General features: G+C 62.3%; 21 protein-coding genes. 14 read left to right on the top strand and 7 right to left on the bottom strand.

Features of this window, described 5'->3' with window-relative positions; genetic code table 11:
• Positions 1-11 precede the first annotated feature (11 nt).
• Positions 12-845 (top strand): ZIP family metal transporter, encoded by an 834-nt coding sequence (locus ACWJKU_RS17095; RefSeq protein WP_454144224.1) that lies wholly within the window; start codon positions 12-14, stop codon positions 843-845.
• A gap of 214 nt (positions 846-1059) precedes the next feature.
• Here ACWJKU_RS17095 and rdgB read toward each other — a convergent pair whose 3' ends face one another.
• Positions 1060-1656 (bottom strand): RdgB/HAM1 family non-canonical purine NTP pyrophosphatase, encoded by a 597-nt coding sequence (rdgB, locus tag ACWJKU_RS17090; RefSeq protein WP_454144222.1) that lies wholly within the window; start codon positions 1654-1656, stop codon positions 1060-1062.
• 102 nt (positions 1657-1758) lie between these two features.
• Between rdgB and ACWJKU_RS17085 the strand changes: the two genes are divergently transcribed.
• Entirely contained in the window at positions 1759-2337 is a 579-nt protein-coding gene (locus ACWJKU_RS17085) for a beta-class carbonic anhydrase (protein WP_454144220.1), read from the top strand.
• Between the two features lie 34 nt (positions 2338-2371).
• Here ACWJKU_RS17085 and rph read toward each other — a convergent pair whose 3' ends face one another.
• Positions 2372-3100: a ribonuclease PH gene (gene rph / locus ACWJKU_RS17080; protein ID WP_454148175.1), complete on the bottom strand. Its 729-nt coding sequence runs from the start codon at positions 3098-3100 to the stop codon at positions 2372-2374.
• 97 nt (positions 3101-3197) lie between these two features.
• On the opposite strand from rph, the gene ACWJKU_RS17075 reads away from it, so the two are divergent.
• Together ACWJKU_RS17075 and ACWJKU_RS17070 are read left to right on the top strand one after the other, a co-directional pair.
• A complete protein-coding gene (locus ACWJKU_RS17075) occupies positions 3198-5567 on the top strand; it encodes a penicillin acylase family protein (protein ID WP_454144218.1) in 2370 nt (789 codons plus the stop codon).
• A gap of 21 nt (positions 5568-5588) precedes the next feature.
• Positions 5589-6281, top strand: coding sequence for an MgtC/SapB family protein (locus ACWJKU_RS17070; protein ID WP_454144216.1), 693 nt, complete (start codon positions 5589-5591; stop codon positions 6279-6281).
• A gap of 184 nt (positions 6282-6465) precedes the next feature.
• Here the strand turns inward: ACWJKU_RS17070 and ACWJKU_RS17065 are convergent, their stop codons facing one another.
• From ACWJKU_RS17065 to corA, 3 genes are all read right to left on the bottom strand, one after another.
• A complete protein-coding gene (locus ACWJKU_RS17065) occupies positions 6466-7851 on the bottom strand; it encodes a sigma-54-dependent transcriptional regulator (RefSeq protein WP_454144214.1) in 1386 nt (461 codons plus the stop codon).
• 275 nt (positions 7852-8126) lie between these two features.
• Positions 8127-10706, bottom strand: a complete 2580-nt coding sequence (clpB, locus tag ACWJKU_RS17060; protein ID WP_454144212.1) for an ATP-dependent chaperone ClpB — start codon at positions 10704-10706, stop codon at positions 8127-8129.
• Between the two features lie 150 nt (positions 10707-10856).
• Positions 10857-11822 carry a magnesium/cobalt transporter CorA gene (corA, locus tag ACWJKU_RS17055; protein ID WP_454144210.1) on the bottom strand — a complete coding sequence of 322 codons (966 nt, stop codon included), beginning with the start codon at positions 11820-11822 and terminating at the stop codon, positions 10857-10859.
• Positions 11823-12060: 238 nt separating this feature from the next.
• On the opposite strand from corA, the gene ACWJKU_RS17050 reads away from it, so the two are divergent.
• The 8 genes from ACWJKU_RS17050 (at position 12061) to ACWJKU_RS17015 (ending at position 20477) form a co-directional block, all read left to right on the top strand.
• On the top strand, positions 12061-12792 hold the full coding sequence (locus tag ACWJKU_RS17050; protein WP_454144208.1) for a TVP38/TMEM64 family protein: 732 nt from the start codon (positions 12061-12063) through the stop codon (positions 12790-12792).
• Positions 12793-12964: 172 nt separating this feature from the next.
• Positions 12965-14083, top strand: coding sequence for a glycosyltransferase (locus tag ACWJKU_RS17045; protein WP_454148173.1), 1119 nt, complete (start codon positions 12965-12967; stop codon positions 14081-14083).
• Positions 14080-15201 carry a glycosyltransferase gene (locus tag ACWJKU_RS17040; RefSeq protein WP_454144206.1) on the top strand — a complete coding sequence of 374 codons (1122 nt, stop codon included), beginning with the start codon at positions 14080-14082 and terminating at the stop codon, positions 15199-15201. Before ACWJKU_RS17045 ends, ACWJKU_RS17040 begins: the two co-directional genes overlap by 4 nt.
• Positions 15201-16313 (top strand): glycosyltransferase, encoded by a 1113-nt coding sequence (locus tag ACWJKU_RS17035; RefSeq protein ID WP_454144204.1) that lies wholly within the window; start codon positions 15201-15203, stop codon positions 16311-16313. The genes ACWJKU_RS17040 and ACWJKU_RS17035 overlap by 1 nt, the downstream gene beginning before the upstream one ends.
• 90 nt (positions 16314-16403) lie before the next feature.
• Complete coding sequence (locus ACWJKU_RS17030; protein ID WP_454144202.1) at positions 16404-17087, top strand: sulfotransferase family 2 domain-containing protein; 684 nt, start codon at positions 16404-16406, stop codon at positions 17085-17087.
• Position 17088: 1 nt separating this feature from the next.
• Positions 17089-18171 carry a glycosyltransferase gene (locus ACWJKU_RS17025; RefSeq protein ID WP_454144200.1) on the top strand — a complete coding sequence of 361 codons (1083 nt, stop codon included), beginning with the start codon at positions 17089-17091 and terminating at the stop codon, positions 18169-18171.
• A 3-nt stretch (positions 18172-18174) separates the two neighbouring features.
• Positions 18175-19245: a glycosyltransferase family 9 protein gene (locus tag ACWJKU_RS17020; RefSeq protein WP_454144198.1), complete on the top strand. Its 1071-nt coding sequence runs from the start codon at positions 18175-18177 to the stop codon at positions 19243-19245.
• A gap of 134 nt (positions 19246-19379) precedes the next feature.
• Positions 19380-20477, top strand: a complete 1098-nt coding sequence (locus ACWJKU_RS17015; protein WP_454144196.1) for a glycosyltransferase — start codon at positions 19380-19382, stop codon at positions 20475-20477.
• Between the two features lie 6 nt (positions 20478-20483).
• On the opposite strand, the gene ACWJKU_RS17010 is transcribed toward ACWJKU_RS17015, so the two are convergent.
• Together ACWJKU_RS17010 and ACWJKU_RS17005 are read right to left on the bottom strand one after the other, a co-directional pair.
• On the bottom strand, positions 20484-21566 hold the full coding sequence (locus ACWJKU_RS17010; RefSeq protein ID WP_454144194.1) for a glycosyltransferase family 4 protein: 1083 nt from the start codon (positions 21564-21566) through the stop codon (positions 20484-20486).
• On the bottom strand, positions 21559-22878 hold the full coding sequence (locus ACWJKU_RS17005; protein WP_454144192.1) for an O-antigen ligase family protein: 1320 nt from the start codon (positions 22876-22878) through the stop codon (positions 21559-21561). The genes ACWJKU_RS17010 and ACWJKU_RS17005 overlap by 8 nt, the downstream gene beginning before the upstream one ends.
• A gap of 106 nt (positions 22879-22984) precedes the next feature.
• Here ACWJKU_RS17005 and msbA point away from each other — a divergent pair, with 106 nt between their 5' ends.
• Positions 22985-24784, top strand: a complete 1800-nt coding sequence (msbA, locus tag ACWJKU_RS17000) for a lipid A export permease/ATP-binding protein MsbA (RefSeq protein WP_454144190.1) — start codon at positions 22985-22987, stop codon at positions 24782-24784.
• A 159-nt stretch (positions 24785-24943) separates the two neighbouring features.
• The gene (locus tag ACWJKU_RS16995) at positions 24944-25339 is read left to right on the top strand and encodes a hypothetical protein (protein ID WP_454144188.1); all 396 of its coding nucleotides are present in this window, start codon (positions 24944-24946) and stop codon (positions 25337-25339) included.
• Positions 25340-25364 lie beyond the last annotated feature (25 nt).

Below are 25364 nucleotides of genomic sequence, written 5' to 3'. Positions count from 1 at the left end.
ACAAATAAGACATGAACCTGCTCCTTTGGATTGTCATTTTCACGTTGATCGGCGGCGTTTTGAGCGTTCTTGCGGCATCGCTGTTCCTGATGATTCCCGACCATCACCATCCCCGAGTGCTGCCGCACGGCATCAGTTTCGCTCTGGGGGCGTTATTGGGGGTGGCTTTTCTGGATCTTTTGCCCCACGCCGTCGAAACGGTGGGCGCGGAGCGCTCGGATACTGTCTTTGCCGCCGTGCTGGCCGGAATACTCGGGTTGTTCTTGCTGGAAAAGCTGCTGCTTTGGCGGCATTGCCATGCCGGCGATTGCGAGACGCATACCGACGAGCATTTTCACCAGCCGGCCGGCACTCTCATCGTGCTGGGCGACGGCATTCACAATTTCGTCGACGGAGTATTGATCGCCGCGGCTTTTCTCACCGATTTGCACTTGGGGATCGTTACCAGCCTGGCGGTGTTCGCCCACGAGATTCCGCAAGAGGTGGGCGATTTTGCGATTCTTCTGAAGAGCGGTTACAGCCGCGCCAAGGCCTTGTTCTACAATTTGCTGTCCAGCTTGGCGACCTTGCTGGGTGGCATTCTGGCGTACTACAGCTTGGAAAATCTTCGCGAGGCCCTGCCTTATTTTCTCGCCCTGGCGGCATCGAGCTTCGTTTACGTAGCCGTGGCCGACCTCATTCCCAGCCTGCACCGCCGCACCAATGCCGGCGCCGCCGTTCAACAAGTCGCCATGATCGGCGCCGGCGTGCTGTTGATTTTTTCGGCGCACGCCTATACCGAAGAATTCCATAAAGACCACTCACGGGGGGACGTTTCGTCGGAGCGCGCCGCCATCGTTCCGTAAAGGAAGCTTTGAATAAGCCGATTCCGTTCATGCCTTTCGGCGGTTCGCCGCGAACGGAATCCGGGTCTTACCGTTCGTCCCGAGCCTATCCAAGGATCCGGGCGGAGTTTCCTGGCGCTTTCAATGCGGACGTGGGGGGTAGGGGCGATTTCAGTCGCCTCTACAACGCCGCAAGCGCTCCGCGCGGAAAGCCGTCAACGCGAGATGAAACGCTCTAAAGGCATCGGAGTTGTGCCGCCAGTTCTCGCAGGGCTTTGCCGCGGTGGCTCAGGCGATTTTTTTCGCCGGCGGACAATTCGGCCGAAGCGCAGCCTTTTTCCGGCACGAAAAACAGCGGGTCGTAACCGAAGCCTCCGCCGCCGCGCGGTTCGCGCAGAATGGCGCCTTCCCATACGCCTTGCCCGATCAGGGGGCTCGGATCCAGCGCGTGGCGCATAAAAACCATGACGCAGCGAAACCGGGCCGTTCGCCCGGCGTCCGGGATGTCCTTCAGTTCCCGGAGCAGTTTCGCGTTGTTGTCGGCATCGTTCGCGCCGGGTCCGGCGTAGCGGGCCGAGAACACGCCAGGCGCGCCGCCCAGGGCATCGACTTCCAGTCCCGAATCGTCGGCGATGGCCGCCAGGCCGGAAAGCTTGCTGGCATGCCGGGCCTTCAGAATGGCATTCTCGACGAAGGTCAGCCCGATTTCGTCGATATCCGGGATTTGGAACGCGGATTGCGGTACGATTTCAATGTCGTCGCTTGCCAAGATGGCCTGGATTTCACGAACCTTTCCGGGATTGTTGCTGGCGAGCAGGATTTTTTTTGTCATCGGCCGGTCTCAAGGTGGCGGGCCGAATCTTTCCCGGAAAGGAGCGTTTCAGCCGGCGGCGTCATCAACAATAACAATCTCAATCTCAGAGGAGAAAAACACATGAGCCAAATCTTGAACGAAGTCCTCAGCGCCAATCAAGCGTATGCCGGGAGTTTCGATAAGGGCCATCTGCCCATGCCGCCGGGACGGCATTTCGCGATCCTGACTTGCATGGATGCCCGTCTGGATCCCGCCAAGTACGCCGGTCTTTCCGAGGGCGATGCTCACGTGGTCCGCAATGCGGGCGGGCGGGCCAGCGACGATGCGATCCGTTCCCTGGTGATCTCGTACAAGCTGCTCGGAACCCGCGAGTGGTTCGTGATCCATCACACCGATTGCGGAATGGAATTGTTCACCAACGAGATCATGAGCGATTTGCTGAGCAGCAGCCTGGAAACCGCCACCATCGACGCCGGCGGCTGGCACGATGTCGGCAAGGGGCCGGGTTCGACGGACGGCAAATACATCAACTGGCTGACCATCGAGAATCAGGAGCAAAGCGTCGCCGAGGACGTGAAACGGATCCGCAATCACACTCTGGTGCCGAAAAACATTCCGATCTACGGCTTCATCTATGACGTAAAATCGGGCAAGCTGGTGGAAGTGCCCGAAGCCATGACCATCGGTCGTCCGCTTTAAGGTCTTTCGAGATATCGGCGTTGCAAAGCCGGCTTCAGCCGGCTTTGCAGTTTTCGAGCGCGGCCCGCTGGTGGGCCAACAAATCGTTGACCCCTTTACCCGCCAGATCGAGCATGGCGTCGAGTTCCTCGCGCCGGAAGGCATGGCCTTCCGCCGTGCCTTGAACCTCCACATAGGCGCCGGCCTCGTTCATAACCACGTTCATGTCGGTTTCGGCTTCGCAGTCCTCGCGATAATCCAGGTCCAGCACCGGCACTCCTTTGTAGATGCCGACCGACACCGATGCGATTTGACCGTGGATGGGATTGACCCTGAGCTTTCGTTGCTTCATCAGATTGCGTATGGCCAGGGACAAGGCGACGTAGCCGCCGGTGACCGAAGCCGTCCGGGTGCCGCCGTCGGCCTGGATCACGTCGCAGTCGATGGTAATGGTGCGCTCGCCTAGGGCTTCCAGGTTCAGCGCCGCCCGCAGGGAACGCCCGATGAGCCGCTGGATTTCCATGGTGCGGCCGCCCTGTTTGCCCCGGGCCGCTTCCCGCCCCATCCGTTCGTGCGTGGAGCGCGGCAACATGCCGTATTCGGCCGTAATCCAGCCGCTGCCCTTGCCTTTCAAAAACGGCGGCACCTTTTCCTCGATGCTGGCCGTGCAGATCACGCGGGTATCGCCGAATTCGACGAGCACCGAGCCTTCCGCGTGTTTCGTGTAGTGGCAGGTCAATGCGATCTTCCGCAATTCGTCCGGCTGGCGTCCGCTCGGTCTCATGGTATTGCTCACTCTTCGAAAATCGGGGCAGTATACCCGAATTCGAATACCCTCGCTTTTCACCGGCGATCCAGGACAAAGGTAAAGACAAGCCTTCATGAACGCTAAACGGTTTTTGTATGTGGTCGGATTCGCGCTGCTGTTCGCGATTGCGCCCGCCGCTTATCAGGTCGACAGGATCGCTCGGTCGCTGCCGGTCATGGACGGCGAGGCGAGTCTGCCCGGACTTTCCGCCGGGGCCGAGGTGGAAGCGGATGACCTCGGAATTCCCTCGGTGCGGGCCGCGACGCGGGAGGATGCGTTCCGGGTGCTGGGCTATCTCCATGCGCGGGACCGGCTTTTTCAGATGGATCTGATGCGGCGCAAGACCGCCGGACGACTGGCGGAGATTTTCGGGCAAAAGGCTTTGGCCCTGGACAGGCGGCAGAGGGTTTATCGGTTTCCGGACGCGGCCGGGAATATCGCGAACCGGTTGCCGGCGGATCAGCGCGCGGTGCTGCAAGCCTACACCGAGGGCGTGAATGCGTTTATCTCGCGGGCCGAAGCCTTGCCGTTCGAGTTTCGTTTTCTGGCTTACCGTCCCGATCCCTGGCAGCCGGAAGACAGCCTGCTGGTCGCGCTGGGCATGTTTCAGACCCTGAACGGGCATGACAAGGATGAGCGTACTCTCACGCTGATGGACCGTTTTTTGCCGTCCGAGGTGACCGCTTTTTTGACGCCCGACACCGACTCGTACGCGACCGTGCTGCTGGGTGGCGAAGGTTCGCGCCGTCCGGCCCGCGAGGCTCCACTGAAATCGATCGCGGGTTTGATCGAAGAGGCCGGGGCGCGGACGTTCGGCAGCGCCGTCGAGCCGGACGCGCCGAGCATCGGTTCGAACAACTGGGCGGTGGGCGGCGCGAAAACCAAGGACGGGCGCGCCATCGTGGCCAACGATATGCATTTGGGGCTGGGCGTGCCGAATATCTGGTATCGGGCCCGGTTGCTCTACGAGGATGTGGACTTTTCCGGCGTCACTCTGCCCGGGGTGCCGCTGGTCGTGGTCGGCAGCAACCGCCATGTGGCTTGGGGATTCACTAATGTGGACGCCGACTTGCTGGATCTGGTGCGGCTCGAACTCGATCCCGCCGATCCCGGCCGTTACCGGACGCCGGAAGGCTGGCGGCGGTTCGAGACGCGAACCGAAACCGTCGCCGTGAAGGACGGCAACGCCGAGACCATCGAGCTGAAGAGCACGGTTTGGGGGCCGGTTTCACCCGACCCGCTGCTCGGCCAGCCCGTGGCGATCCGCTGGATCGCACTGGATTCGCGCGCCGTCAATCTGGGATTGCTCGGGATGGATCGGGCCAGGATCCTGGACGAGGCGATGGCCGTCGTGAACCGCGCCGGCGCGCCGCCCCAGAACGTCGTTCTGGCCGACGATGCCGGGCGCATCGCCTGGACTTACATGGGGTTTTTCCCGAAACGGGTGGGTTTCGACGGCAGCGTCAGCGTTTCCTGGGCGGACGGCAGCGCCCGCTGGGACGGATTCATTCCGCCCGACGAGCTGCCGCGGGTCGTCGATCCCGCCGAAGGTTTTCTCGCGACCGCCAACAATCGCACCCTGGGTACGGCTTATCCCTATGTGATCGGCCACAATTTCGCCCACAGCTACCGCGCCTACCGCATTACCGAGCGGCTCAAGGCGATGAGCCGGGTGTCGGAGCAGGACATGCTGGCCGTGCAGCTCGATACGGTCAGCGAGTTTTACGAGTTCTATCGCCGCTTGGCCTTGTCCGTACTGAACGGGGAGGTGCAAGATGCGGTTTTGGCCGATGCCAAACGCTCGATCGAAGGCTGGAACGGCCGGCTCGACGCCGACAGCGTCGGCATCGGACTGCTGGTCGCGTGGCGGCAGAATCTCGCAAAAGCGGTGTTCGCTCCTCTGGTGAGCCGGTGCGCGGCGGCCGATCCGAGCTTCGCCTATGCCTGGCGCGAGCAGGAAACGCCGCTCCGCACGCTGTTGACGGAGCAGGCTCCGGAAGCCCTGCCGGACCGGCAGTATGCCGATTGGCGCGGTTTCTTGACCGAGACGCTCCGCCGCAGCGCGGGCGAGGTCAGGCAGCAAAGCGGCGTCGATCGATTGGAGGAACTTGCCTGGGGACGGATCAACCGGGTTCATATGAGCCATCCGTTCAGCCATGCCTTCGCGTTCGCCGGATGGATTCTGAACATGCCTGAGGAGCCCGCGAGCGGCTGCAACAGTTTCTGTGTGCGCGTGCTGTTTGACGGGCACGGGGCCAGTGAGCGCATGGCGGTGTCGCCGAACCATCCGGAAGACGGGATTCTCCACATGCCGGGCGGCCAGTCGGGACATCCGTTCTCGGTACATTACCGCGATCAGCAGGACGCTTGGCTCAATGGCGCCGCTCTGCCGTTCTTGCCGGGCGAGGCTAGGCATCGATTGGTATTGGCTCCCGAACGATAGTTTTGCAAAAACGAGAACATCATGAGCGACGAATACCTCGAAATTGCGATTCGTTTGGGAAGCGCGTGGACGGCCGGCAGTCTCATCGGGCTCGAACGCACGTTTCATGGCCGTCCGGCCGGATTTCGCACGCATGCACTCGTTTGTCTGGCGTCGGCTCTCCTGATGTTGCTGACCGGCTATCAGGAACTGTGGTTAAAGGGGATTCCGCCGGATACGCTTCGGACTGATCCGACCCGCATGGCCCAAGGCATCATGACGGGCATCGGTTTTCTGGGGGCCGGGGTGATTTTCAAGGAGAAACTGACCATCCGCGGTCTGACTACGGCGGCATCCATCTGGACGACGGCCGCGCTCGGCATCCTGTACGGCATCGGATTCTATTATCCGGCGGTGCTGGTAACCGGCGCGGTCCTGGGTACGCTGGCCGTTTTCCGCTTGATCGAATATTGGCTGCCGAATCAGCTCTATGCCGAGTTGGTGTTGAGATATGCGAGGGATTCGGTGCCGGCCGAATCGGCCGTGCGCGACCTGATCGCCCGGCACAAGACGTATGTTGCCAGCATGAGCTATCGATTGGTCGAGGGCGGCAAGGCTTTCGAGTACTGCATGGTCATCCGGACTTACAACCAAGTCCAGTTCGGCCGGCTTGCCGATAGACTCCGGCAGCAAGCCGAGCTGATCGAGTTCAGCATTTTGCCGGCGGGGGATTAGTTTTCTTTTTCCCGATGGACCGGCCGAGCTAGAGCGTTTTCATCTCGCGTCGACGGTATTCCGTGCGGAACGCCCGGATTGAAAACGCTCTAGGCGGTAATCGCCGCGTCGCTCGCCCGGAAACCCTCGGATCGCCCGCTCGCGCCGCAGGCCGTCTCGGGCGATCGACCGGATGGCGGGCCGCTCATTCCTGCGCCGCTATCCCCAGATTGTCCCCAACCCAGTGGCTTCTGATTTGATGCTTGTAGATCAGGCGGTAAAGCGTCATGCGGGACACCGCCAACTGTCGCGCCGCGCGCGAGATGTTGTTTTCCGTGGCTTGCAGGGTAAGCTGGATGATTTCCTTTTCGGTCTGGTCTTTGGCTTCTTCCAAGGTCATCGGATGGTCGAACGCGTTGGCGAAGTTCGGGTGAAAGTCGCTCAAGCCCAAATCCGCCGGGCTTATCGAAGCGTTTTCGCACATGACCTTGGCCCGCTTGATCCGGCTGATCAGTTCGCGAATGTTGCCGGGCCAGTCGTAATGGCGCATCGCTTTCAATGCCTCCGGCTCGAAGCTTTGAGCGGAGTGGCCGCCGCCATCGGCGAACGAGCGGAGATAGTGTTTCGCCAGGAGTTCGATATCGTCCTGGCGCTCCCGGAGCGGAGGAACGGTAACCGTCAGAACCGCGAGCCGGCGATACAGCTCGTCCCGGAAACGGCCATCCGCTACGGCTTGTGCCAAATCGGCTTGAGCGGCGGCGATGATCCGGACGTCGAGCGGCATGTCCGGGGCGCCGCCATCCGACCGGATGGCTTTTTCCCGCAAGAAATTCAGCAGATCGGCCTGGAGATCGTCGGTCAGATTGTCGACGTCGTCCAGGAACACGGTGCCTCCGGCCGCGGCTTCCAAGCGTCCCCGGCCCGGTTTCCGGGATCGGGTATTCCGGTCTTCCGCAGGCCCGAACAGCTCCGACCGGATGACGTCCGGCGGTAACCCGTCGCAGCCGATCTTGACGAAGGGTTTGTCGCATCGGGCGGAAGCCCGGTGTATGGCGAGCGCCGCCGATTCTTTCCCGGCGCCGCTCTCGCCGACGATCAGTATCGGAGCGTCGATCGCGGCGGCTTTCTTGATGGTTCGGAACAGCTTGAGGCTCGCCGGGCTGCAACCGATCATTTCCTCGCCGTTCTTGTGGTCGGACGTGGCGGTGCGTTCCAGCATGCGGGCCATGCCGAAGGCGTGGCCGAGGGTCAGTTGCAATCGTTCGGGGTCCAGAGGCAGCGTGTGATAATCGTAAAAGTGGCGGGAAATCAGCTCGCAGATGTCGGGCCGCTTCAGGGCTTCCGAGTCCAGCAGGCCGATCCATTCCATGGGGCGGCGTGCGGCGAAAAGACTGCTGATCGAAGACAATCCGGCTTCCCGGTGAGCGTCCAAGAAAACCATTCCGACCTTGAAGCGGTGGCGGTCGATGAGGTTTTTGGCTTCGTCGAGATTGCCGGTGGAAAAGATCGTCCAGTCCAGCGACCGCAGGGCGTCGAGCGGTTCGTTCCGAACGGGCGAAAAATTGAAGCACAGTACCTTGCGCATATCCATGTGTCGTCCTTCCTGGTTCACGAGTCTTGGGACTGCCGAGGCGTTTGAAATCTCAGAATTCACGGGTCGGATACCTGTCACCGATATGGCATGGGCCTCGGTGATTGCGATGTCTCACGGGTACGCCGAGACCGGGGGCCTGAAGACCGGGCCGTCGGCGCCATATAATCTCAGGCTCTATGCGTCGGCGCAAGAAGTCAAGAGGCGAATCGGCAAATCGCGCGAGGGCGGGGTGGCGTTGCGGCACATCCTTGTGCCGAGTCGGCGAGTGATGCTCAGGCGGCTTTGCGGAACACGATCTCGCCGTTTTCCATGTCCGCGCTGACCGTGTCGCCGGGAGCGATCTTGCCGGCCAAGATCTCCTGCGCCAACGGATTTTCCAATTGCTGCTGGATAGCCCGTTTCAACGGCCGCGCGCCGTAGACCGGATCGAATCCGGCTTCGCCGAGCTTGTCCAGGGTGGCTTCGCTGACCGCGAGCGCCACGTTGCGGTCGGCCAGGCGTTTTTGCAGGTAGCCGATCTGGATTCGACTGATGGCGCGGATTTGCTCTTTGACCAGCGGATGGAAGACCACAACCTCATCGATACGGTTGATGAATTCCGGCCTGAAGTAGTGGGTGACCACCTCCATGACCGCCGCTTTCATCCGCTGATAATTCTCCTCGCCGGCCAATTCCTGGATGCGGTCGGAACCCAGGTTCGAGGTCATCACGATGACGGTGTTGCGGAAATCGACGGTGCGGCCGTGGCCGTCGGTGAGGCGGCCGTCGTCGAGCACTTGCAGCAGCACGTTGAACACGTCGGGATGGGCTTTTTCCACCTCGTCGAGCAGGATTACCGAGTAGGGCCGGCGGCGCACCGCCTCGGTCAGATAGCCGCCCTCCTCGTAGCCGATATAACCCGGCGGCGCTCCGATCAGGCGGGCCACCGAGTGTTTCTCCATGAATTCCGACATGTCGATCCGCACCATGGCTTCCTCGGTGTCGAACAGGAATTCGGCCAAGGCTTTGCACAACTCGGTCTTGCCGACGCCGGTCGGTCCCAGGAACAGGAAGGAGCCGTTGGGACGGCGCGGGTCGGCGAGACCGGCGCGGGAGCGGCGGATGGCGTCCGACACCGCCTTGATGGCTTCCTGCTGGCCCACCACCCGCCGGGCCAGATTTTCTTCCATGTGGAGTAGTTTTTCCCGTTCGCCTTCGAGCATTTTCGCCACCGGAATGCCGGTCCACTTGGAGACCACCTCGGCGATTTCCTCGTCGGTGACCTTGTTGCGCAGCAGCTTGGTTTCCTGCATCTCGGCCTGGGTGGCCAGGTCGAGTTCCCGCTGTAATTTCGGGATCTCGCCGTATTGCAATTCCGACATTCGCGTCAAATCGCCGGTGCGCCGAGCGGCTTCCAGTTCGAGGCGGGCGCGCTCCAACTGTTCCTTGATGGTGGTGGTGCCTTGCAAGGCGGCTTTTTCCGCCTTCCAGATCTCTTCCAGTTCGGCGTACTCCCTTTCCAATTCGGCGATATGGCCCTCCAAAGCTTCCAGGCGCCGGCGCGATGCTTCGTCGGTTTCCTTTTTCAAAGCCTCGCGCTCGATCTTGAGCTGAATCAGGCGGCGCTCGAGACGGTCCATTTCTTCCGGTTTGGAATCGATTTCCATGCGGATGCGGCTGGCGGCCTCGTCCACCAAGTCGATCGCCTTGTCCGGCAGGTTGCGATCGGTGATGTAGCGGTGCGACAGGGTCGCCGCCGCCACGATGGCCGGGTCGGTGATGGTGACGCCGTGGTGCACCTCGTATTTTTCCTTGAGCCCGCGCAGGATGGCGATGGTGTCCTCGACGTTGGGCTCGTCCACCAAAACTTTCTGAAAGCGCCGCTCCAGGGCCGCGTCCTTCTCGATGTATTGGCGGTATTCGTCCAGAGTGGTGGCGCCGATGCAGTGCAGCTCGCCGCGCGCCAGGGCGGGTTTGAGCATGTTGCCGGCGTCGATGGCGCCTTCCGCCCGGCCGGCGCCGACCAGCGTGTGCAGCTCGTCGATGAACAGGATGGTCTTGCCTTCCTGTTTGGCGATGTCGTTCAGGAGCGCCTTCATGCGCTCTTCGAATTCGCCGCGGAACTTGGTGCCGGCGATCAGGGCGGCCATGTCCAGGGCCAGCAGGCGCTTGCCCTTGACGCCTTCCGGCACCTCGCCGTTGACGATGCGCTGCGCCAGTCCTTCGACGATGGCGGTCTTGCCGACACCGGGCTCGCCGATCAACACCGGGTTGTTCTTGGTGCGCCGTTGCAGAACCTGGATGGTGCGGCGGATTTCGTCGTCGCGCCCGATCACCGGGTCGAGCTTGCCTTGCTCGGCGCGCGCGGTCAGGTCGATGGTGAATTTTTGGAGCGCCTGACGCTGCTCTTCCACGTTCGCGTCGTCCGCTTTCTGACCGCCCCGGATCTGTTCGATCGCTTGCTCCAGCCGGTTCCGGTCCAATCCCGCTTTCCGCAGCATGTCGCCGAGCTGCCCGCGGTCCTCGATGGCCGCCAGCACGAACATCTCGCTGGTGATGAACGTGTCGCCGCGTTTCTGGGCCAGCTTGTCGGTCAGGTTCAACAATCGGCCCAATTCGTTCGAGACCTGCACGTCGCCGCCGACGCCTTCGACCCGGGGCATGCGGTCGAGCGCCTCTTCCACGGAAGCGCGGAATTGATCGATGTTGACGCCGCATTGCGAGAGCAGGGGACGCACGGTGCCGCCTTCCTGGTCGAGCAGCGCCGCCATCACGTGAAGCGGCTCGATGAACTGATGATCGCGCCCCAAAGCCAGGCTCTGCGCTTCGGCCAAGGCCGCCTGAAATTTACTGGTCAATTTGTCCATTCGCATTGAAAAATGCCTTTTGTTGCGTGAAGGAGATGTCTCCATAGATTGGGGTGCGGCACCCGGTTTTCAAGCGCGACCGCCGCCGGCCGGCTTTCGTCGATCGCGCTTCAGGGAGAACGCAAGCCGGATCGAGCGATGCCCTGCGCGGCGCTTCTACAGCCATGCGGCGCGTTTCAGGCGGCGATACAACCAGACGCAGCCGATCAGGGTTCCCGCCAAGGCGGCGGGATAGCCGAATCGGGAGTCGAGTTCCGGCATGAATTTGAAATTCATGCCGTACATGCTGAATACCATGGTCGGCAAGGCCAAAATGGCGCCCCATCCGGCCAGGCGCTTGACGACTTCGTTCTGCCGGACTGTGATCAACGCCAGGTTCACCTGCATGGCATCGGACAAGGTTTCGCGCATGGTGTCGGTGGCGCGGATGATGCGAAGCACATGATCGTGTACGTCGCGAAAGTAGATGCGCAGATCCTTGGATACGATTTCCGGGTGAAGCCGCATCAGCGCATTGCAGATGTCCAGCAAGGGGGCGGCGGCGTTGCGGAGCCGGAGCAGGCAGCGTTTGAGGTCGTACAGGCGCTCCATCGCGTCACGATCCAGGCGGTTTCCGAAGATGTCTTCTTCCAGCGCCTCGAGGAGCGACTGATAATGCTCGACGACCGGCATGAAGTTGTCGACCACGAGATCGAGCAGCGCATAAAGCGCGAATCCGGAACCCCTGGCCAGGAGCTGCGGCATGGCCTCGCAGCGGATTCGAGCGCGTCCGTAGCCGAGCGACGATTGATGACGGATCGAGATCAGAAACTGTTTGCCGATGAACAGATGCGTTTCGCCGAAATGAACATCGCCGTCCCGAAGCTCCACGGGGTGCAGGACCATGAACAACGATCCCCCGTATTCTTCCAGTTTCGGCCGTTGGTGCGCGGAGCGGGCGTCTTCCACCGCCAGATCGTGCAAGCCGAACTCTTCCTGGATTTGCAGCAGCTCGTTCGTATCGGGCTCCATCAGCCCGACCCATACGAACGTGTGCGGTTCCGCCAGCAGCGTGCTGATGTTCTCGACGCCGATATCGCTGATTCGTTGACCGCCGCGATATGCGGCGCATCTGACATACATGACCGATCCTTTCTGTTGATCCCTTGCGGGAAATTCATCGTTAAATCTCATGCCGCGCAGTTCGCTCCCTCTTTCCGGGCGGGCAGAAAACGTGCGGCAACGCCGGGCGTTGCTATTCTTTCCGGCGATCTCCCGATTCACGGGAGGGCAATTCGCCGGGTGCGGCCGAGCGCGGATTGAAACATGGTTTTTGTTCCGATGAGTTACTTATAATACGGAGCATCGAATGGATTTCCCCTTGAATAGGCTTCTAATGGTCGATGCACAACGCTTGACGGGCGCCACGCGAACGGGCGGTATTCTCCACGGCGCTTCTTTTGCGGTCGTGCTCGCTTTGGGCGGTGCGTTTTATTTTACCCCGCTGAAAAACTGGTTGGCCCAGGGAATGATGCTCAAGGACGAACTGGCGGGTTACGGCTTGGCGGCGCCCTTGGTCTTTACCGCGGCAGGCGCCGTGCTCACGGCGGTCGGCGCACCGCGCTTGATTCTTTGCTCCCTCGGGGGCTTGGCCTTCGGTTTTGCCTGGGGGCTGTTTTGGAGTCAACTGGCGACCGTGCTGGGTTCGTTTGCGACGTTTCTGCTCATCCGCCGGTTCGGCGTGGGCGATAGGCTCAAGAGGCTGCGCCAGTTTGACCGGCTGACGGGGCCGATCGAGCGAAATGGAATATTGGCCGTCGTGCTGGTTCGACAGCTTCCGTTGAACGGCTTCTACAACAACGTGCTTTTGGGAATGACGCGAGTCGGCCATCTGGATTTTCTCGTGGGAAGCTTCATCGGTTTTCTGCCCATGGGGATAACCGCCTGTCTGATCGGCGCCGGTCTGTTCCAGGCCGATTTGTCCAAGTCCGTCGAATATGTCGCCTTGACGTTGGTATCGTCGATCACTCTGGGTTACGCATTGAAACGGCTCCACGGCTTTTTATCCGGCAGGGATTCCGAGCTTTCTCTTTTGGCCGACAAAGACCTGTGATCGGCATTGCAACCGGTCGCTCGAGTCGCGGCCCTTTTAAACGCAAACGCCGCTTTGATTGCGGCCTTCCGTCAACCCCGCGGCACGCCGACGGATCGGCATCGGCGGGCGAGGTCGGGCGCGGATCGAAACATAAGCCGTTGCGAGCGGCCGATTGAGGTTCTTGGATTTCGTGACGATTCCTCAAGTCTGTCTTTTCATTCCCAGCTTCGGCGACGGCGGTGTCGGGCGCACCTTCGTTCACCTGGCCAACGGTTTTTCCGCGCACGGCGTACGCACGGCTTTGGTCGTCAATCAGGCCGATACCGCTTTCGCCGACCGCTTGAACCCGGACGTCGAGCGGGTAGTCTTTCAAGGCCGGAACGATCCCGCCCTCGAAAAAGAGTTGCTCGCATACTTGCGGCTCAATAAGCCGTCCGTCGTCATGACCGGGCAGGGGCGCGACGACCGGATCGCGCTCGCGGTCAAGAAAAAGCTGCGCGATTCCGGCATAAAGTTTTTCCTGCGCGTCGGCACTTCGCTGGGTGCGCGGACCGAACTCCGGCACCGCTTTGGGTGGTCGCGCTGGCTGTTCCGGCGCCGGCAGCAGCGCCTGTTTTCGCAAAGCGACGGCATCATCGCCAACTCCCGCGATGCGGCGGCCGATTTGTCGGCTTTCCTGAACATGGCGCCCGAACGGATCAGCGTGCTCCCGAATCCCACCGTGGCGCCCGATATTTTGAGCCTGGCCGATCGGCCCGTCGATCATCCCTGGCTGGCGCCGGGCGGTCCGCCGGTCATCATGGGGGCGGGCCGGCTGGGGCGGGCCAAGGATTTCCCCACGCTCTTGAAAGCATTCGCCCGCTTGCGCCGGAACCGGGTTTGCCGGCTGATGATCCTGGGACAAGGGCGACAGGCGGAAAAGCTGAAAAGCCTGGCCGCCGAACTCGGCGTTCAGGACGATTTCGACCTGCCGGGATTCGTGGACAACCCTTACGCCTTTCTCGCCAGGGCTTCGCTGTTCGTGCTGTCGTCGCTGTGGGAAGGATGCCCGAACGTGCTGATCGAGGCGCTGGCGGTCGGCACGCCGGCAGTCGCCACCGATTGCCCGAGCGGTCCCAGGGAGATTCTGGCAGGAGGGCGTTACGGGCGGATCGTCCCGACGGGCGACGCGGAAGCCCTGGCGGAAGCCATGCGCGCGGCCCTGGACGACCCGCCGCCGTCCGGGTTTCTGCGCGAAGCGGTTCGGCCGTATACCCTCGAAAACAGCGCCAGCGCCTATTTGGACGCCTTCGGGTTGGTCCGGTCATGATGTCGGGCCGTACCGATCTGGCTTTGTTTCTGGCGACTTCCGGCCATAGCGGGGTCGACCGGATCATGCGCAATCTGGTTCCGGAGTTCGCCCGACATGGCCTCCGGATCGATCTCCTCGGGGTGAAAGGACACGGCCCTCATTGGAACGAACTGCCGGACGGCGTTCGATCGGTCGATTTGGGCGTGTCCCACGTCAATACCGCCTGGCCCGCCCTAGTCCGCTATTTGCGCCGCAACCGTCCCGAGGTCTTGTTGAGCGACAAGGACAAGGTGAACCGCACGGCCTTGACGGCGCGGGCGCTGGCCCGGGTCGATACCCGCGTGGCGGTACGGATAGGCACGACCGTTTCCAAGAATCTCGAACGCCGCGGCTGGTGGGCGCGTCACAGCCAATTGGCCTCGATTCGCCTGCTATACCGCCATGCCGACGCCATTCTGACGCCTTCCGCGGGTGCGGCGGAAGATCTGGCCGGAATAGCCGGGCTGCCGGCGGAGGCCGTGACCGTGGTGCCGAGTCCGGTGCTCACGGACCGGTTCGCGGCCATGGCCGAAGAAAACGTCGACCATCCCTGGTTCGCGCCGGGCGAGCCGCCGGTCATCCTCGGCGTGGGCGAATTGTGCGCGCGCAAGGACTTCATCACCCTGCTGAAGGCTTTCGCGGAGCTTCGGCGCGGCCGGCCTTGCCGGCTGGTCATCGGCGGCGAAGGCCGGCAGCGCGATAAGCTTCTGCAACTCGCCCGCGACCTGGGCGTGTCAGACGATGTCGACCTGCCTGGATTTCTGGCCAACCCTTATGCTTACATGCGCCGGGCCAAAGTCTTCGCTCTCGCGTCGATCTGCGAAGGTATGCCGGTGGTGCTGATCGAGGCGATGGCGTGCGGAACTCCGGTGGTGTCGACCGATTGTCCGAGCGGCCCTAGAGAGGTGCTCGGGGAGGGGCGCTACGGCCCGCTGGTTTCCGTCGGCGATTCATCGGCCCTCGCGGGAAAAATCGCCGAAATGCTGGATAATCCGGTTTCGCCCGAGACGTTGCGCGAGGCGACGGCGCCCTATGCCGTCGCGAATAGCGCCCGGCGATATTTGAAGGCTCTCGGTCTGCTCGGAGAGGGGGTTTAATGGATCGGACTCGGCGTCTGGCCGTACTGGTTTCGTTTTCCGGCCTCGGCGGCGTGGAGCGCATGGTGACGAATCTGCTGCCCGCGTTTTTGCAGGCGGGGCTGGCGGTGGACCTTCTGGCCATCTTGCGCAAGCCCGCGCCCGAACTCATTCGATTGAACGGTTCGGGGCTGCGGGTTCTGGATTTGGGCGTCACCCACACCGCCTTGGCCGTGCCGGGGCTGATCCGCTACCTCAAGGCCGAACGTCCGTTCGCCTTGTTGGCCGCCAAGGACCGGGCCATTCGCGCCGCGGTGCTCGCCAAGCGCCTGAGCCGGGCCGACACCCGACTGGTGGGGCGTCTCGGGACCCACCTTTCGGCCGCCATGGCGAACAAACCGGCGCTGATCCGCTGGGCGCGGCAATGGCCGATGCGCGAGACGTATTCGACGGTGGACCGTATCGTCGCCGTGTCCGAAGGCGTCGCGGAGGACACGCAACGGATCGCGGGATTGCCGCCGGAAAAAATCGCGGTGATCAGAAACCCGGTCATCACGCAGGAGATGCTGGAAAAGAGCCGCATGCCGGCGGACCATCCCTGGTTCGAGTCGCCGGACGTTCCCGTCATCCTGGGGGCCGGGCGCCTGACCCGGCAAAAGGATTTCGCGACCTTGATCCGCGCCTTCGCCCGCGTGCGGGCCGCGATCGATTCGCGGCTGGTGATCCTGGGCGAAGGCCGGTTGCGCCCCGGCTTGGAAAAGCTGGCCGCCGATCTGGGAGTCGCCGAAGCGGTTTCTCTGCTCGGCCATGTCGCCAATCCGTATGCCTACATGGCGCGGAGTTCGCTGTTCGTGCTGTCGTCCGCCTGGGAGGGGTCGCCCAATGTGTTGACCGAGGCCCTGGCCCTGGGCACGCCGGCGGTGTCCACCGACTGCCCCAGCGGTCCCAGGGAGATTCTGCAAGACGGCCGGTGCGGTCCTTTGGTGCCGGTGGGCGACGTGGCGCGCTTGGCCGACGCGATGCTGCGCACCTTGCAGTCGCCGCCGGATGGCCGGCTCCTTCGCGAAGCGGCGGCGGAGTATACGGTCGAGCGGAGCGCGGCGCGCTATCTGGAGGTGCTGGGCTTTAGATGAGCGATGAGTAACGAGTAAAAAGCTCGGTCCTCGTCGCTCGGCACTCGGTGCCCATCACTCGTTGCTCGGAATTCATCACTCAGAAACATCATGCTTCTTTCCCTCAAATACAACTTTCTGTTCGTCCACATCGCCAAAACCGGCGGCACCAGCGTCCGCGACGCCCTGTGGCGGCAAAAATGGACCGATCCGTACCGGATTCCCCAATTTCTGTGCAGCAAGCTGAGCGCGATGACCGGCCACAAGATCGGAGCCAAATTCCCGCGCCACGCCAAGATCATCGCGGCCAAGGAAATGCTGCCGCGGGAAGTCTTCGAGGGCTTGTTCAAGTTTGCCTTCGTGCGCAACCCTTGGGATTTGCAGGTGAGTTCCTATCATCACATCCGCCGCGAGCGGCCGCAGCTCATCACTCACATCGACAGCTTCGAGGCGTTTCTCCGCTGGAAACTCGATCCGGCGCGTCCGCCGCAGTACCACGCCGACATGTCGACGGAGCTGCAAAGCGATTACGTCATCGATTTGCACGGCAACACCGTCGTCGATTTTCTCGGACGCTACGAATTTCTGATCGAGGATTTCGATACGGCCTGCAAGCGGATCGGCATCAAGACCCCGAAACTGCCCCACAGCCGCAAGGCGGCCGACCGTCGGAAGGATTACCGCGAGTACTACGACGACGTGACGGCACAATTGGTGGCGGATCATTACCGGGCCGACATCGAGCGGTTCGGCTACCGCTTCGACGAGCCTCTGGCCTTCAAGCTGACCGGCTGAAATGTATCCGTCGCTGCACATCCTCGGCAGCCGCCAGTTCGGCGGGGCGGATCAGTTCTACGTGCGCTTGCTCGGCGCGCTGCACGCAGCGGGGCAGCGGGTGGTCGCCGTCAACCGGTCCGGCAGCCCGGTGGCTGAAGCCCTGAAGACGAGCGCCATCGAGCAGGTGCATCTGCCGCTCGCCAATCCGTGGGATCTGTGGTCGGTTTGGCGGATTCGCGAACTGGCGGCCCACCGGCAGCCGTGCATCGTCCAGACCTACATGGGCCGCGCGACCCGCCTGACCCGTCTGCCTGCCAAATCGAAGGCCGTGCACATCGCCCGCCTGGGCGGGTTCTACAAGATCGACGGCTATTACCGGCACGCCCATGCCTGGGTGGGCAATACCCAAGGCATCTGCGATTACCTGGTCAGATCCGGCCTTCCAGCGGAGCGGGTGTTTCACATCGGCAATTTCGCGCCTGACCCCGCCGTTTTTTCAAGCCGAGAGCTCGAAGCGTTGCGCGATGAGCACGCTATTCCCGGCGACGCCTTCGTGCTGTTCGCCCTGGGACGGCTGATCGGCAAGAAAGGTTTCGACGATTTGTTGCACGCTTTCGCCGAGTTTCCGGCCGAACTGAACGAACGTCCGCTGATGTTGCTCATTGCCGGCGACGGACCTTCGGCCGATCCGCTAAAAAAACTGAGCGAAAGCCTGGGACTGAGCTCTCGCGTCCGCTGGCTGGGCTGGCGGACGCCGGACCCGTTCTACGCCCTGGCCGATTTGTTCGTTTGTCCTTCGCGTCACGAGCCCCTGGGCAATGTCATCCTGGAGGCCTGGAATTACCGTTTGCCGGTGGTCAGCACGGCCACCGACGGCGCGCTGGAACTGATCGACGAAGGCCGAACCGGACTCCTGGCGCCGTGCGCCGATCCTGCGGGATTGGCGGCGCAAATCCGGGCGGCGCTGGTGCTTTCCGATACCGAACGAAGTGCGCTCGGCGAAGCCGGCCATGCCATCCTGCAAAGCCGGTACAGCCGCGAGGCGGTAACCGGTGCCTATCTGGAACTGTATGAACGCCTGATGGCGGAAAAGGGCGGCTGAGCGATGCCGGAAATCGAATCTCCGCCGAAAAGCATCCTGATCGTCCGGCTCAGCGCCATCGGCGACGTCATCATGGCCTCGGGGCTGATCCCCGCGTTGCGGAAGGCTTACCCGGACGCCCGCATCGCCTGGCTGACGGAATCCGCCAACGCCGATCTCCTGCGTCACAATCCGGGTTTGGATCGGGTTTACCTGTGGCCGCGGAGCCGCTGGCGGCAGTTGCGCCGGGAGTGGCGCTATCGCGAATTCGCCCGGGAAGCTTACGATTTGATCCGCGCGCTGCGAGCCGAACGCTTCGACTGGACGATCGATCTCCAGGGACTGCTGAAGAGCGGCATCTGGGCCTGGCTTGCGGGCGGACGGCGGCGGATCGGCCTCGGCTCGCGCGAGGGCAGCCGATTCCTGATGACGGAGGTCATCGACCGGCGCGCGGACGATCTCCGCATCGGCAAGGAGTACCGGAAGCTTGCGAAGGCCTTGACCGAACGGATCGATACGTTCGCGCTCGACATCGCCGTTTCGGACGGCGACCGGAAAGCGGCTTCCGAATTGCTGGCATCGGCGGGCGTGGCCGGGGCATATGCCGTCATCTGCCCGTTCACCACCCGCCCGCAAAAGCATTGGTTCGACGAACGCTGGATCGACCTGGTCCGGTGCCTCGCGGACCAGCGCGGATTGCCGGTGGTCCTGCTCGGCGGTCCTGGCGACCGGAGCCGGGCCGAGCCCATCGCGCGCGGCGTTGGCCGCGGACTCTTCGATTTGACCGGGCAAACCACGCTGGGGCAGTGCACCGCGCTGATCGAAAAAGCCAAGTTGCTGATCGGCGTCGATACCGGCCTGACCCATCTCGGCATCGCTCTGGACGTTCCGACCGTGGCGGTCTTCGGCTCCACCCGGCCCTATTTGGAAACGGGAAGCGCCGCGGCGAAAGTGCTTTACGAACCTCTCGAATGTTCGCCCTGCCGCCGTCGCCCGACCTGCGGAGGGACTTTCGATTGCATGAGAGCGCACACGGTCGAGTCGGTGCTGACGGCGATCGAAACGCTGGAGTATCGGAAGACAAAGGGCGAATAACGTGAATGGCGCTGTTTGCAATACCAGAAGGCATGCGATGGGCACGGCCTATCGGCCTTTGCCCATCCTACTGTGGATAGGTCAATCGTAGGATGGGCAAAGCGAAGCGTGCCCATCATTTCGGGACAAAGATCATGAAAGTGCTGCACGTGGAAATGGGGCGGCATCTCTACGGCGGTGCCCGGCAGGTGGCTTACCTCCTCAACGGTTTGAGCCGGTTTCCCGGCCGGCATGTGCTGGTGTGCAGCGAGGGTGCCGAGATCGTCGGGGCTGTCCAAAATCCTGCGGTCGAGATTCGACCGCTTCCGTTCCGGGGCGACGCGGATCTCGGTTTCATCGGCCGGTTGCGGCGGCTGATCCGAAGCGAAAAGCCGGACGTGCTGCATATTCACAGCCGCCGCGGCGATCTTCTCGCCGCGTTGGCCGGACGGCTGGAAAAAATCCCGATGGTTCACAGCCGGCGCGTGGACAATCCGCCGCGCCGGGTCGACACCCGCATCAAGTTCCCGCTGTTCGAAGCCATCGTCACCATCTCGGAAGGCATACGCGAGGTGCTCGTCGAAGCGGGCGTGCCGGCCGGCCGGGTGGTGTGCGTTCCGAGCGCGGTCGACACCGGGCGCTACCGGCCGGGAGGCGACGAAGCCTGGTTTCGTTCGGAATTCGGTTTCGCAGAGGGCGAAACGGCCATCGGCATGATCGCCCAACTGATTCCGCGCAAGGGGCACGAGGTGTTGTTCGATGCCTTGCCGACGGTCCTCCCGCGTCATCCTGAAACGCGGGTTTTGCTGTTCGGCCAGGGGCCCATGGAGGCCTCGCTTCGGGCATCGGTTCGGGCCCGCGGGCTCGAAGGCGCCGTGATTTTCGCCGGCTATCGAACCGACATGGCTCGGGTGATGCCTTGCCTCGATCTGGTGGTCCATCCCGCCTGGATGGAGGGGCTCGGCGTTTCGCTATTGGAGGCCGCGGCCGCCGGGGTTCCGATCGTGGCGACGCGGGCCGGCGGCATTCCCGAAATCGTGAAGGACGGCGTCAACGGCCGCCTGATCGTGCCCGGCGACGGCGCCGCGCTGGCTTCCGCCCTCGTCGAGCTTTTGGACGATTCGACGCGGCGCCGCGGACTCGGTCAGGCCGGACGCCGTTTGGTTCTCGAACGGTTTTCGGTCGAGGCGATGGTGGAGGGCAATTACCGGGTTTATCGGCAAGTTACGGGGCCGCTTGCCGAAAGTCGCTAGCTCAATCTATCGGAGCCAGCCGCAGGCTCCGGCAATCCGCTCGGCGCGCTTTTCCCAGCCGTACTCTCGGACTTTTTCCTTCGCAGCTTGCGCGAGACGGCAGGCAAGCCCTGGATCGTTCTGCAGCCGCCTGAGCGCCGCGATCCATCCCTTCGTGTCCGCCGGTTCGACCAGCAGTGCAGTTTTCTCATGGTCGACGATTTCCCGAATCGCGGGCAGATCGCTCACGACGATCGGACGTCCCGCCGCCATCGCCTCGAACAGCTTGATGGGGCTGATCGAGTCGGCATGGGGCAGGCTTCGCTGGTAGGGCAGCAGGACCGCATCGGAGCGCTCCCACCAGAGCGGCACGTCCCGGTGCGGCACGAAGGGCACGACCCGCAGCTTGTCCGAGGCTCCGACCGTATCTTCCTGCTCGCCCACCAAAGTGACCTCGGCGATTCCTCTGGCGGCGATCTGCTCGAAGACATCAAGGCCGCGGTCGCGGCTGAGGCGCCCGAGGTACACGATGCGCGGGGCGGAAAGACGATCGGGATCGAAGGGCGCAATGCGGTCGAAGGCGGAAAGTTGGGTTCCGCTCGGGCTGACCAGCACGCGCTCGGCGACGGCGCCGGCCCGGATCAGCACGTCCGCCGCGGCATGGCTGATGGGGAAGAGCCATTCGATGAGTCTTTGCCGATGGCGCTTCACGATGTCGGCCAGATAGCCTTTGCCGATCAGTTCGCGTTCCGCCTCGTGGATTTCCAGTTGGTGCGGTATTCCGGCGGAAGACAAGGCGGCGCTGATTTGCACGGACCGGGTGTAAACGCCCGCCGCTTGGCGGAGACGCCGCCGGTAGAGCTTGATAAACGGTTTGGCGTTCCAGCGCCGATTCAGCAGCCAACTGGAACGGATGTCCAAAGACGATTCAATGCCGAACTCGCGCAGCCTGTTTTCTAAGGCTAGCGAGCGCGGCCATGGCGGCAAATAGAGCGTGGCGTCAACACCGTTTTGATGAAACGCTTCCATCATTTGCAAGGTCTGGATCAGATTGGCGCGATTCCGTTGCAGCCGGCTTCGGCCGAGGTAAACGACCGACGGCTTAGTCATGGCGGGTGACCTCGGGGCGCCAGGCAAAGCTGTAGGCGATGCCGGCGAGCAGAATCCAATAAGCCCTACAGTCGCCGTGCAGAATCCGGAAGTCGAACAGGCTCCAAATCGCCAGGAGGCCCAAGCTCCCGATCAGAAAGGCGAAATGATCCTTTGGAAGAAGTCCGGTCCGGTAGGCTCGCCATAGGGTCTTGACGATCAAGAACGTCGTTGCGGCCAGCAATAGAGTACCGAAAATGCCGAAGCGGACCAGGATTTCCAGGTAAGTATTGTGAAAATGGTCCATCCAGGCCGCGCCTTTCGTCTGCGGGTGGATCAGCTCGGGCCGGCCGCTGGTCTCGATGAGGTGCTCGGTAGAGCCGGGTCCCCAGCCGAACCAGGGACGTTCCAAATATTTTTGCAGTCCGAATTTCTGGATATCGTGGCGAAAGCCGATCGACGTGCGCGGCAAATTCCGGGTCTCTCCCTGTAAAATCGAGGAAACGATCCCGTTCTCCTGATTCAGCCGAGTCAGGATTTCGCCTCGGTTCAGCACGAGCAGCGCCGCCAATACGGCCAGAGGGAGAAGGAGGAAAGGAAGCGACCGGCCATGCGGACGCTCGGCCTTTTCGGTATTCCAAAGGTAGCGGATGCCCAGCGCGCAGGGAATGGCGATCAGCGCGGCGAGCCAGGCGCCGCGGGATTTGGAGGCGATCAGCATATAGCTCGACAGATACAGGGCGACCAGCCAGAAGGCCAGGCGAACGGCGTGCCGCAAGGCGTCCGAACTGCCGTTCCGGACGCGCGGTGCATAGATCAAGAGCCCCATGACGACCGCGGCGGATACCAGGCCGCTGAAGATGATCTTCAGCTTGAATCCGGTTCTTTCGTTGACGGTCATGTGCAGCACGCTCGACCAATCGGCCCGCGAGAGCATGCCGATCAAGAGCCCGGTCGTGGCCAGGATCAGCGTCCAGTGGATGCGGCGCAGGTCGGCCCGCAGCCACCAGGCGAGCGGCAGGAAGGCGAACAATTTGAGCCAATTCGAGGCATCCCGGATCTGGAGCCTGTGAGTTTCCGGAAGTTCACGGCTTGCCCAATGGGCGCCGAGAACGAGGTAAATCCCGAAAGCGGCGAACAGCCAGAGCACGGGATCGCGGCGCAAGACCGGCCAGGCCGACCGGTTCAACAGGCATGCGGCCGAAAAAACCGCCAACGCGATATTCGCGCCGGCCGGGCTGAGCCAGGCGAAAAAGGCGAAAGCCAAGGCGGCCGTGACGCCGGTATAATCGACGTACTTGTGGATCGGGGGGGCGATGACTCCAGCGACCATTGAGCGACTTTAAACAGCGTTTCAAAAGAGACGATTCTAGCAAAAGCGAAGGAATCGCTTTGAACATCAGGAGAGCTTTACTCCTCCCCCAGCCTATTACGATCTCATGAGCGACAAACATCCCGACCGAAAGCCACTCACCGACGGAATGATCATCTATCGGCGGCTATTCAAATACGCTTTGCCCTACTGGAAGATGTTTCTGGCCTCGATAGCGGCCATGATCGCCTACGCCTCGCTGGGCCCCGCGTTCGCCAAGCTGATCCAGCCGCTCATCGACGGCAGTTTCATCGAGCATGATCCGGAGATTCTGCGGCAGGCGCCCTTCATCTTGCTGGGCTTGTCGATCGCCCGCGGCATTGCCGGATTCGCCTCGGATTATTGTTCGGGATGGGTCGGACGGCGGGTGATCGCCGATCTTCGCCGGGATTTGTTCGATCAGCTTCTGAATCTGCCTTGCGCCTATTACGATCACGCCTCCTCGGGACAATTGCTCGCCAAGCTGCTCTACAACACCGAGCAGGTGGCGAATTCGTTGACCAAGGGCGTGGTCGCGGTATTCAAGGACGGACTGACCATCGCCGGCCTGACCGTGCTGATGGTTTACGAGAACGTGCTGTTGTCCCTGGTTTTCATGGTGGTCGGTCCGGTGCTCGGCATCAGCATTCGCCAGGTCAGCAAGCGTTTCCGCAAGATCAGCATGCGCATCCAGGAATCGATGGGCAATGTCGGCCATGTGGCGCAGGAGGCCATCGACGCCCAGCGCATCGTCAAGGTGTTCAACGGGAAAGGCTACGAGACCGAAAAGTTCGCCAAGGAAAACGAACGCAACCAGCGGCGGCAAATGAAGCTGATCGTCACGGACGCGGTCAGCGGCGCGCTGGTGCAACTCATCTATGTCAGCGGGTTTGCGGCGATTTTGTACGTGGTTTCCCTGGAATCGGTGCGCCATACCGTTACGCCCGGCAGCCTGATCGCCTTCATTGCGGCGATGGCGATGATGCTGAGTCCGATCAAGCGTGCCACCCAGGTGCTCAATATCATGCAGAAGGGCATCGCCGCCGGGGACAGCATCTTCGAATTGCTGGACAAGGCGCGCGAGCACGATACCGGTACGCACGAGCTCGGCGCGGTGAAAGGGCACATCGAGTTCAGGGACGTGAGCCTCGCGTATCATGGCGGAGAATACGCGCTGAGGAACATCGATTTGGCGGTAAAGCCGGGCGAGACCATCGCGCTGGTCGGACAGTCGGGCAGCGGCAAGACCTCGCTGATCCGCTTGCTGCCGCGTCTTTACGAGCCCACGCGGGGCGCAATCCGCCTCGACGGGCGGGATATCCGGGAATTCACGCTGAGCAGCCTGCGCCGGCACATCGCTTACGTGGGACAGGAAGTCACCTTGTTCAACGACAGCGTCGCCAACAACATCGCTTACGGCTGCCGGGAGACGGCGAGCTTCGAGGAGATTCGGCTGGCGGCCAGAACCGCCCATGCCCTGGAGTTCATCGAAAGCCTGCCGCAAGGTTTCGATACGATCGTCGGCCAGCAAGGCATCGTGCTGTCGGGCGGGCAGCGGCAGCGTATCGCCATCGCGCGCGCCGTCCTCAAAAATGCCCCCATCCTCATACTCGATGAAGCGACTTCCGCGCTGGACGCGGAATCCGAGCGGCACGTGCAGGAGGCTCTGGAGGCGTTGATGAAAAACCGGACCACATTGGTGATCGCTCATCGTCTGTCCACCATCCATAACGCGGACCGGATCTATGTCATGCGGGACGGCCGCATCGTCGAAAGCGGCAGCCACGAGCAATTATTGCGCGGACAATCCTATTACGCGGAACTTCACCGATTGCAGTTCGAGCTCAAGGCGCCCAGGCTGGTCGCCCAAGCGCGGGCGATGTCTTAGGCCGCCGGCAGTGCCCGGAGTTTTGACCGAAGTCAATAGAAATGTTGCGGTTTTATCCGTTTCGGCCTATGTTGTGTCGGCTCGCGCGCGACTGTGGCGCCCGTAAACCCTGGCCGGAGGCCGGCGAGCCGTAAAAACTACAAAATAAGGAGAGAGATCATGATGCAATTGCTGGTCGGTTTGACGGTGATCTTTGTCGTATTTGTGATCTACGAGGTATTCAAGACGGTATCTCGGACGAGCGGCGCGCCCTCCGCCGCAACGGCGCCCGAACCGAAACCCGGGCAAGTCGCCGCGACGCCAGCCGTCGTCGAAACGGCCGGGAAGGATGCGGCGGAAACCGAGCGCGGCGGACAGTTGCGCAATCCGGCCACCGGCGAAGTTTCGCCGGCGCCGACGAATTACCGTTTCGCCAAAAAATGGGTCAAGGAAGCCTTGGTTGCGGAAGGGCTGCTGGATCGGGTTTACAAGCCGGCCGAGTTGAGCGAGGCGGCCGTCAAGAAGACCAAAGACGCATTGGACAAGCTCAAGACTTTGGATAAATACCGGGCATAGCGGCGTTTCGGCGGGCCGCGCAGGG

The organism is Methylocaldum sp. MU1018 (genome assembly GCF_053646775.1).
The sequence above is the reverse complement of the archived record's forward strand: the minus strand, read 5'-3'. Positions and strand labels throughout refer to the sequence as shown.

Bases quoted from the DNA above. Each gene is read 5' to 3' on its own strand.
- ACWJKU_RS17035 (WP_454144204.1), top strand. From the start codon at position 15,201: ATGGATCGGACTCGGCGTCTGGCCGTACTGGTTTCGTTTTCCGGCCTC.
- clpB (WP_454144212.1), bottom strand. From the start codon at position 10,706: ATGCGAATGGACAAATTGACCAGTAAATTTCAGGCGGCCTTGGCCGAA.
- corA (WP_454144210.1), bottom strand. From the start codon at position 11,822: ATGTATGTCAGATGCGCCGCATATCGCGGCGGTCAACGAATCAGCGAT.
- ACWJKU_RS17070 (WP_454144216.1), top strand. From the start codon at position 5,589: ATGAGCGACGAATACCTCGAAATTGCGATTCGTTTGGGAAGCGCGTGG.
- ACWJKU_RS17040 (WP_454144206.1), top strand. From the start codon at position 14,080: ATGATGTCGGGCCGTACCGATCTGGCTTTGTTTCTGGCGACTTCCGGC.
- ACWJKU_RS17075 (WP_454144218.1), top strand. From the start codon at position 3,198: ATGAACGCTAAACGGTTTTTGTATGTGGTCGGATTCGCGCTGCTGTTC.
- rdgB (WP_454144222.1), bottom strand. From the start codon at position 1,656: ATGACAAAAAAAATCCTGCTCGCCAGCAACAATCCCGGAAAGGTTCGT.
- ACWJKU_RS16995 (WP_454144188.1), top strand. From the start codon at position 24,944: ATGATGCAATTGCTGGTCGGTTTGACGGTGATCTTTGTCGTATTTGTG.
- ACWJKU_RS17030 (WP_454144202.1), top strand. From the start codon at position 16,404: ATGCTTCTTTCCCTCAAATACAACTTTCTGTTCGTCCACATCGCCAAA.
- ACWJKU_RS17095 (WP_454144224.1), top strand. From the start codon at position 12: ATGAACCTGCTCCTTTGGATTGTCATTTTCACGTTGATCGGCGGCGTT.
- ACWJKU_RS17065 (WP_454144214.1), bottom strand. From the start codon at position 7,851: ATGGATATGCGCAAGGTACTGTGCTTCAATTTTTCGCCCGTTCGGAAC.
- ACWJKU_RS17085 (WP_454144220.1), top strand. From the start codon at position 1,759: ATGAGCCAAATCTTGAACGAAGTCCTCAGCGCCAATCAAGCGTATGCC.
- rph (WP_454148175.1), bottom strand. From the start codon at position 3,100: ATGAGACCGAGCGGACGCCAGCCGGACGAATTGCGGAAGATCGCATTG.
- ACWJKU_RS17015 (WP_454144196.1), top strand. From the start codon at position 19,380: ATGAAAGTGCTGCACGTGGAAATGGGGCGGCATCTCTACGGCGGTGCC.
- ACWJKU_RS17010 (WP_454144194.1), bottom strand. From the start codon at position 21,566: ATGACTAAGCCGTCGGTCGTTTACCTCGGCCGAAGCCGGCTGCAACGG.
- ACWJKU_RS17020 (WP_454144198.1), top strand. From the start codon at position 18,175: ATGCCGGAAATCGAATCTCCGCCGAAAAGCATCCTGATCGTCCGGCTC.
- ACWJKU_RS17005 (WP_454144192.1), bottom strand. From the start codon at position 22,878: ATGGTCGCTGGAGTCATCGCCCCCCCGATCCACAAGTACGTCGATTAT.
- msbA (WP_454144190.1), top strand. From the start codon at position 22,985: ATGAGCGACAAACATCCCGACCGAAAGCCACTCACCGACGGAATGATC.
- ACWJKU_RS17025 (WP_454144200.1), top strand. From the start codon at position 17,089: ATGTATCCGTCGCTGCACATCCTCGGCAGCCGCCAGTTCGGCGGGGCG.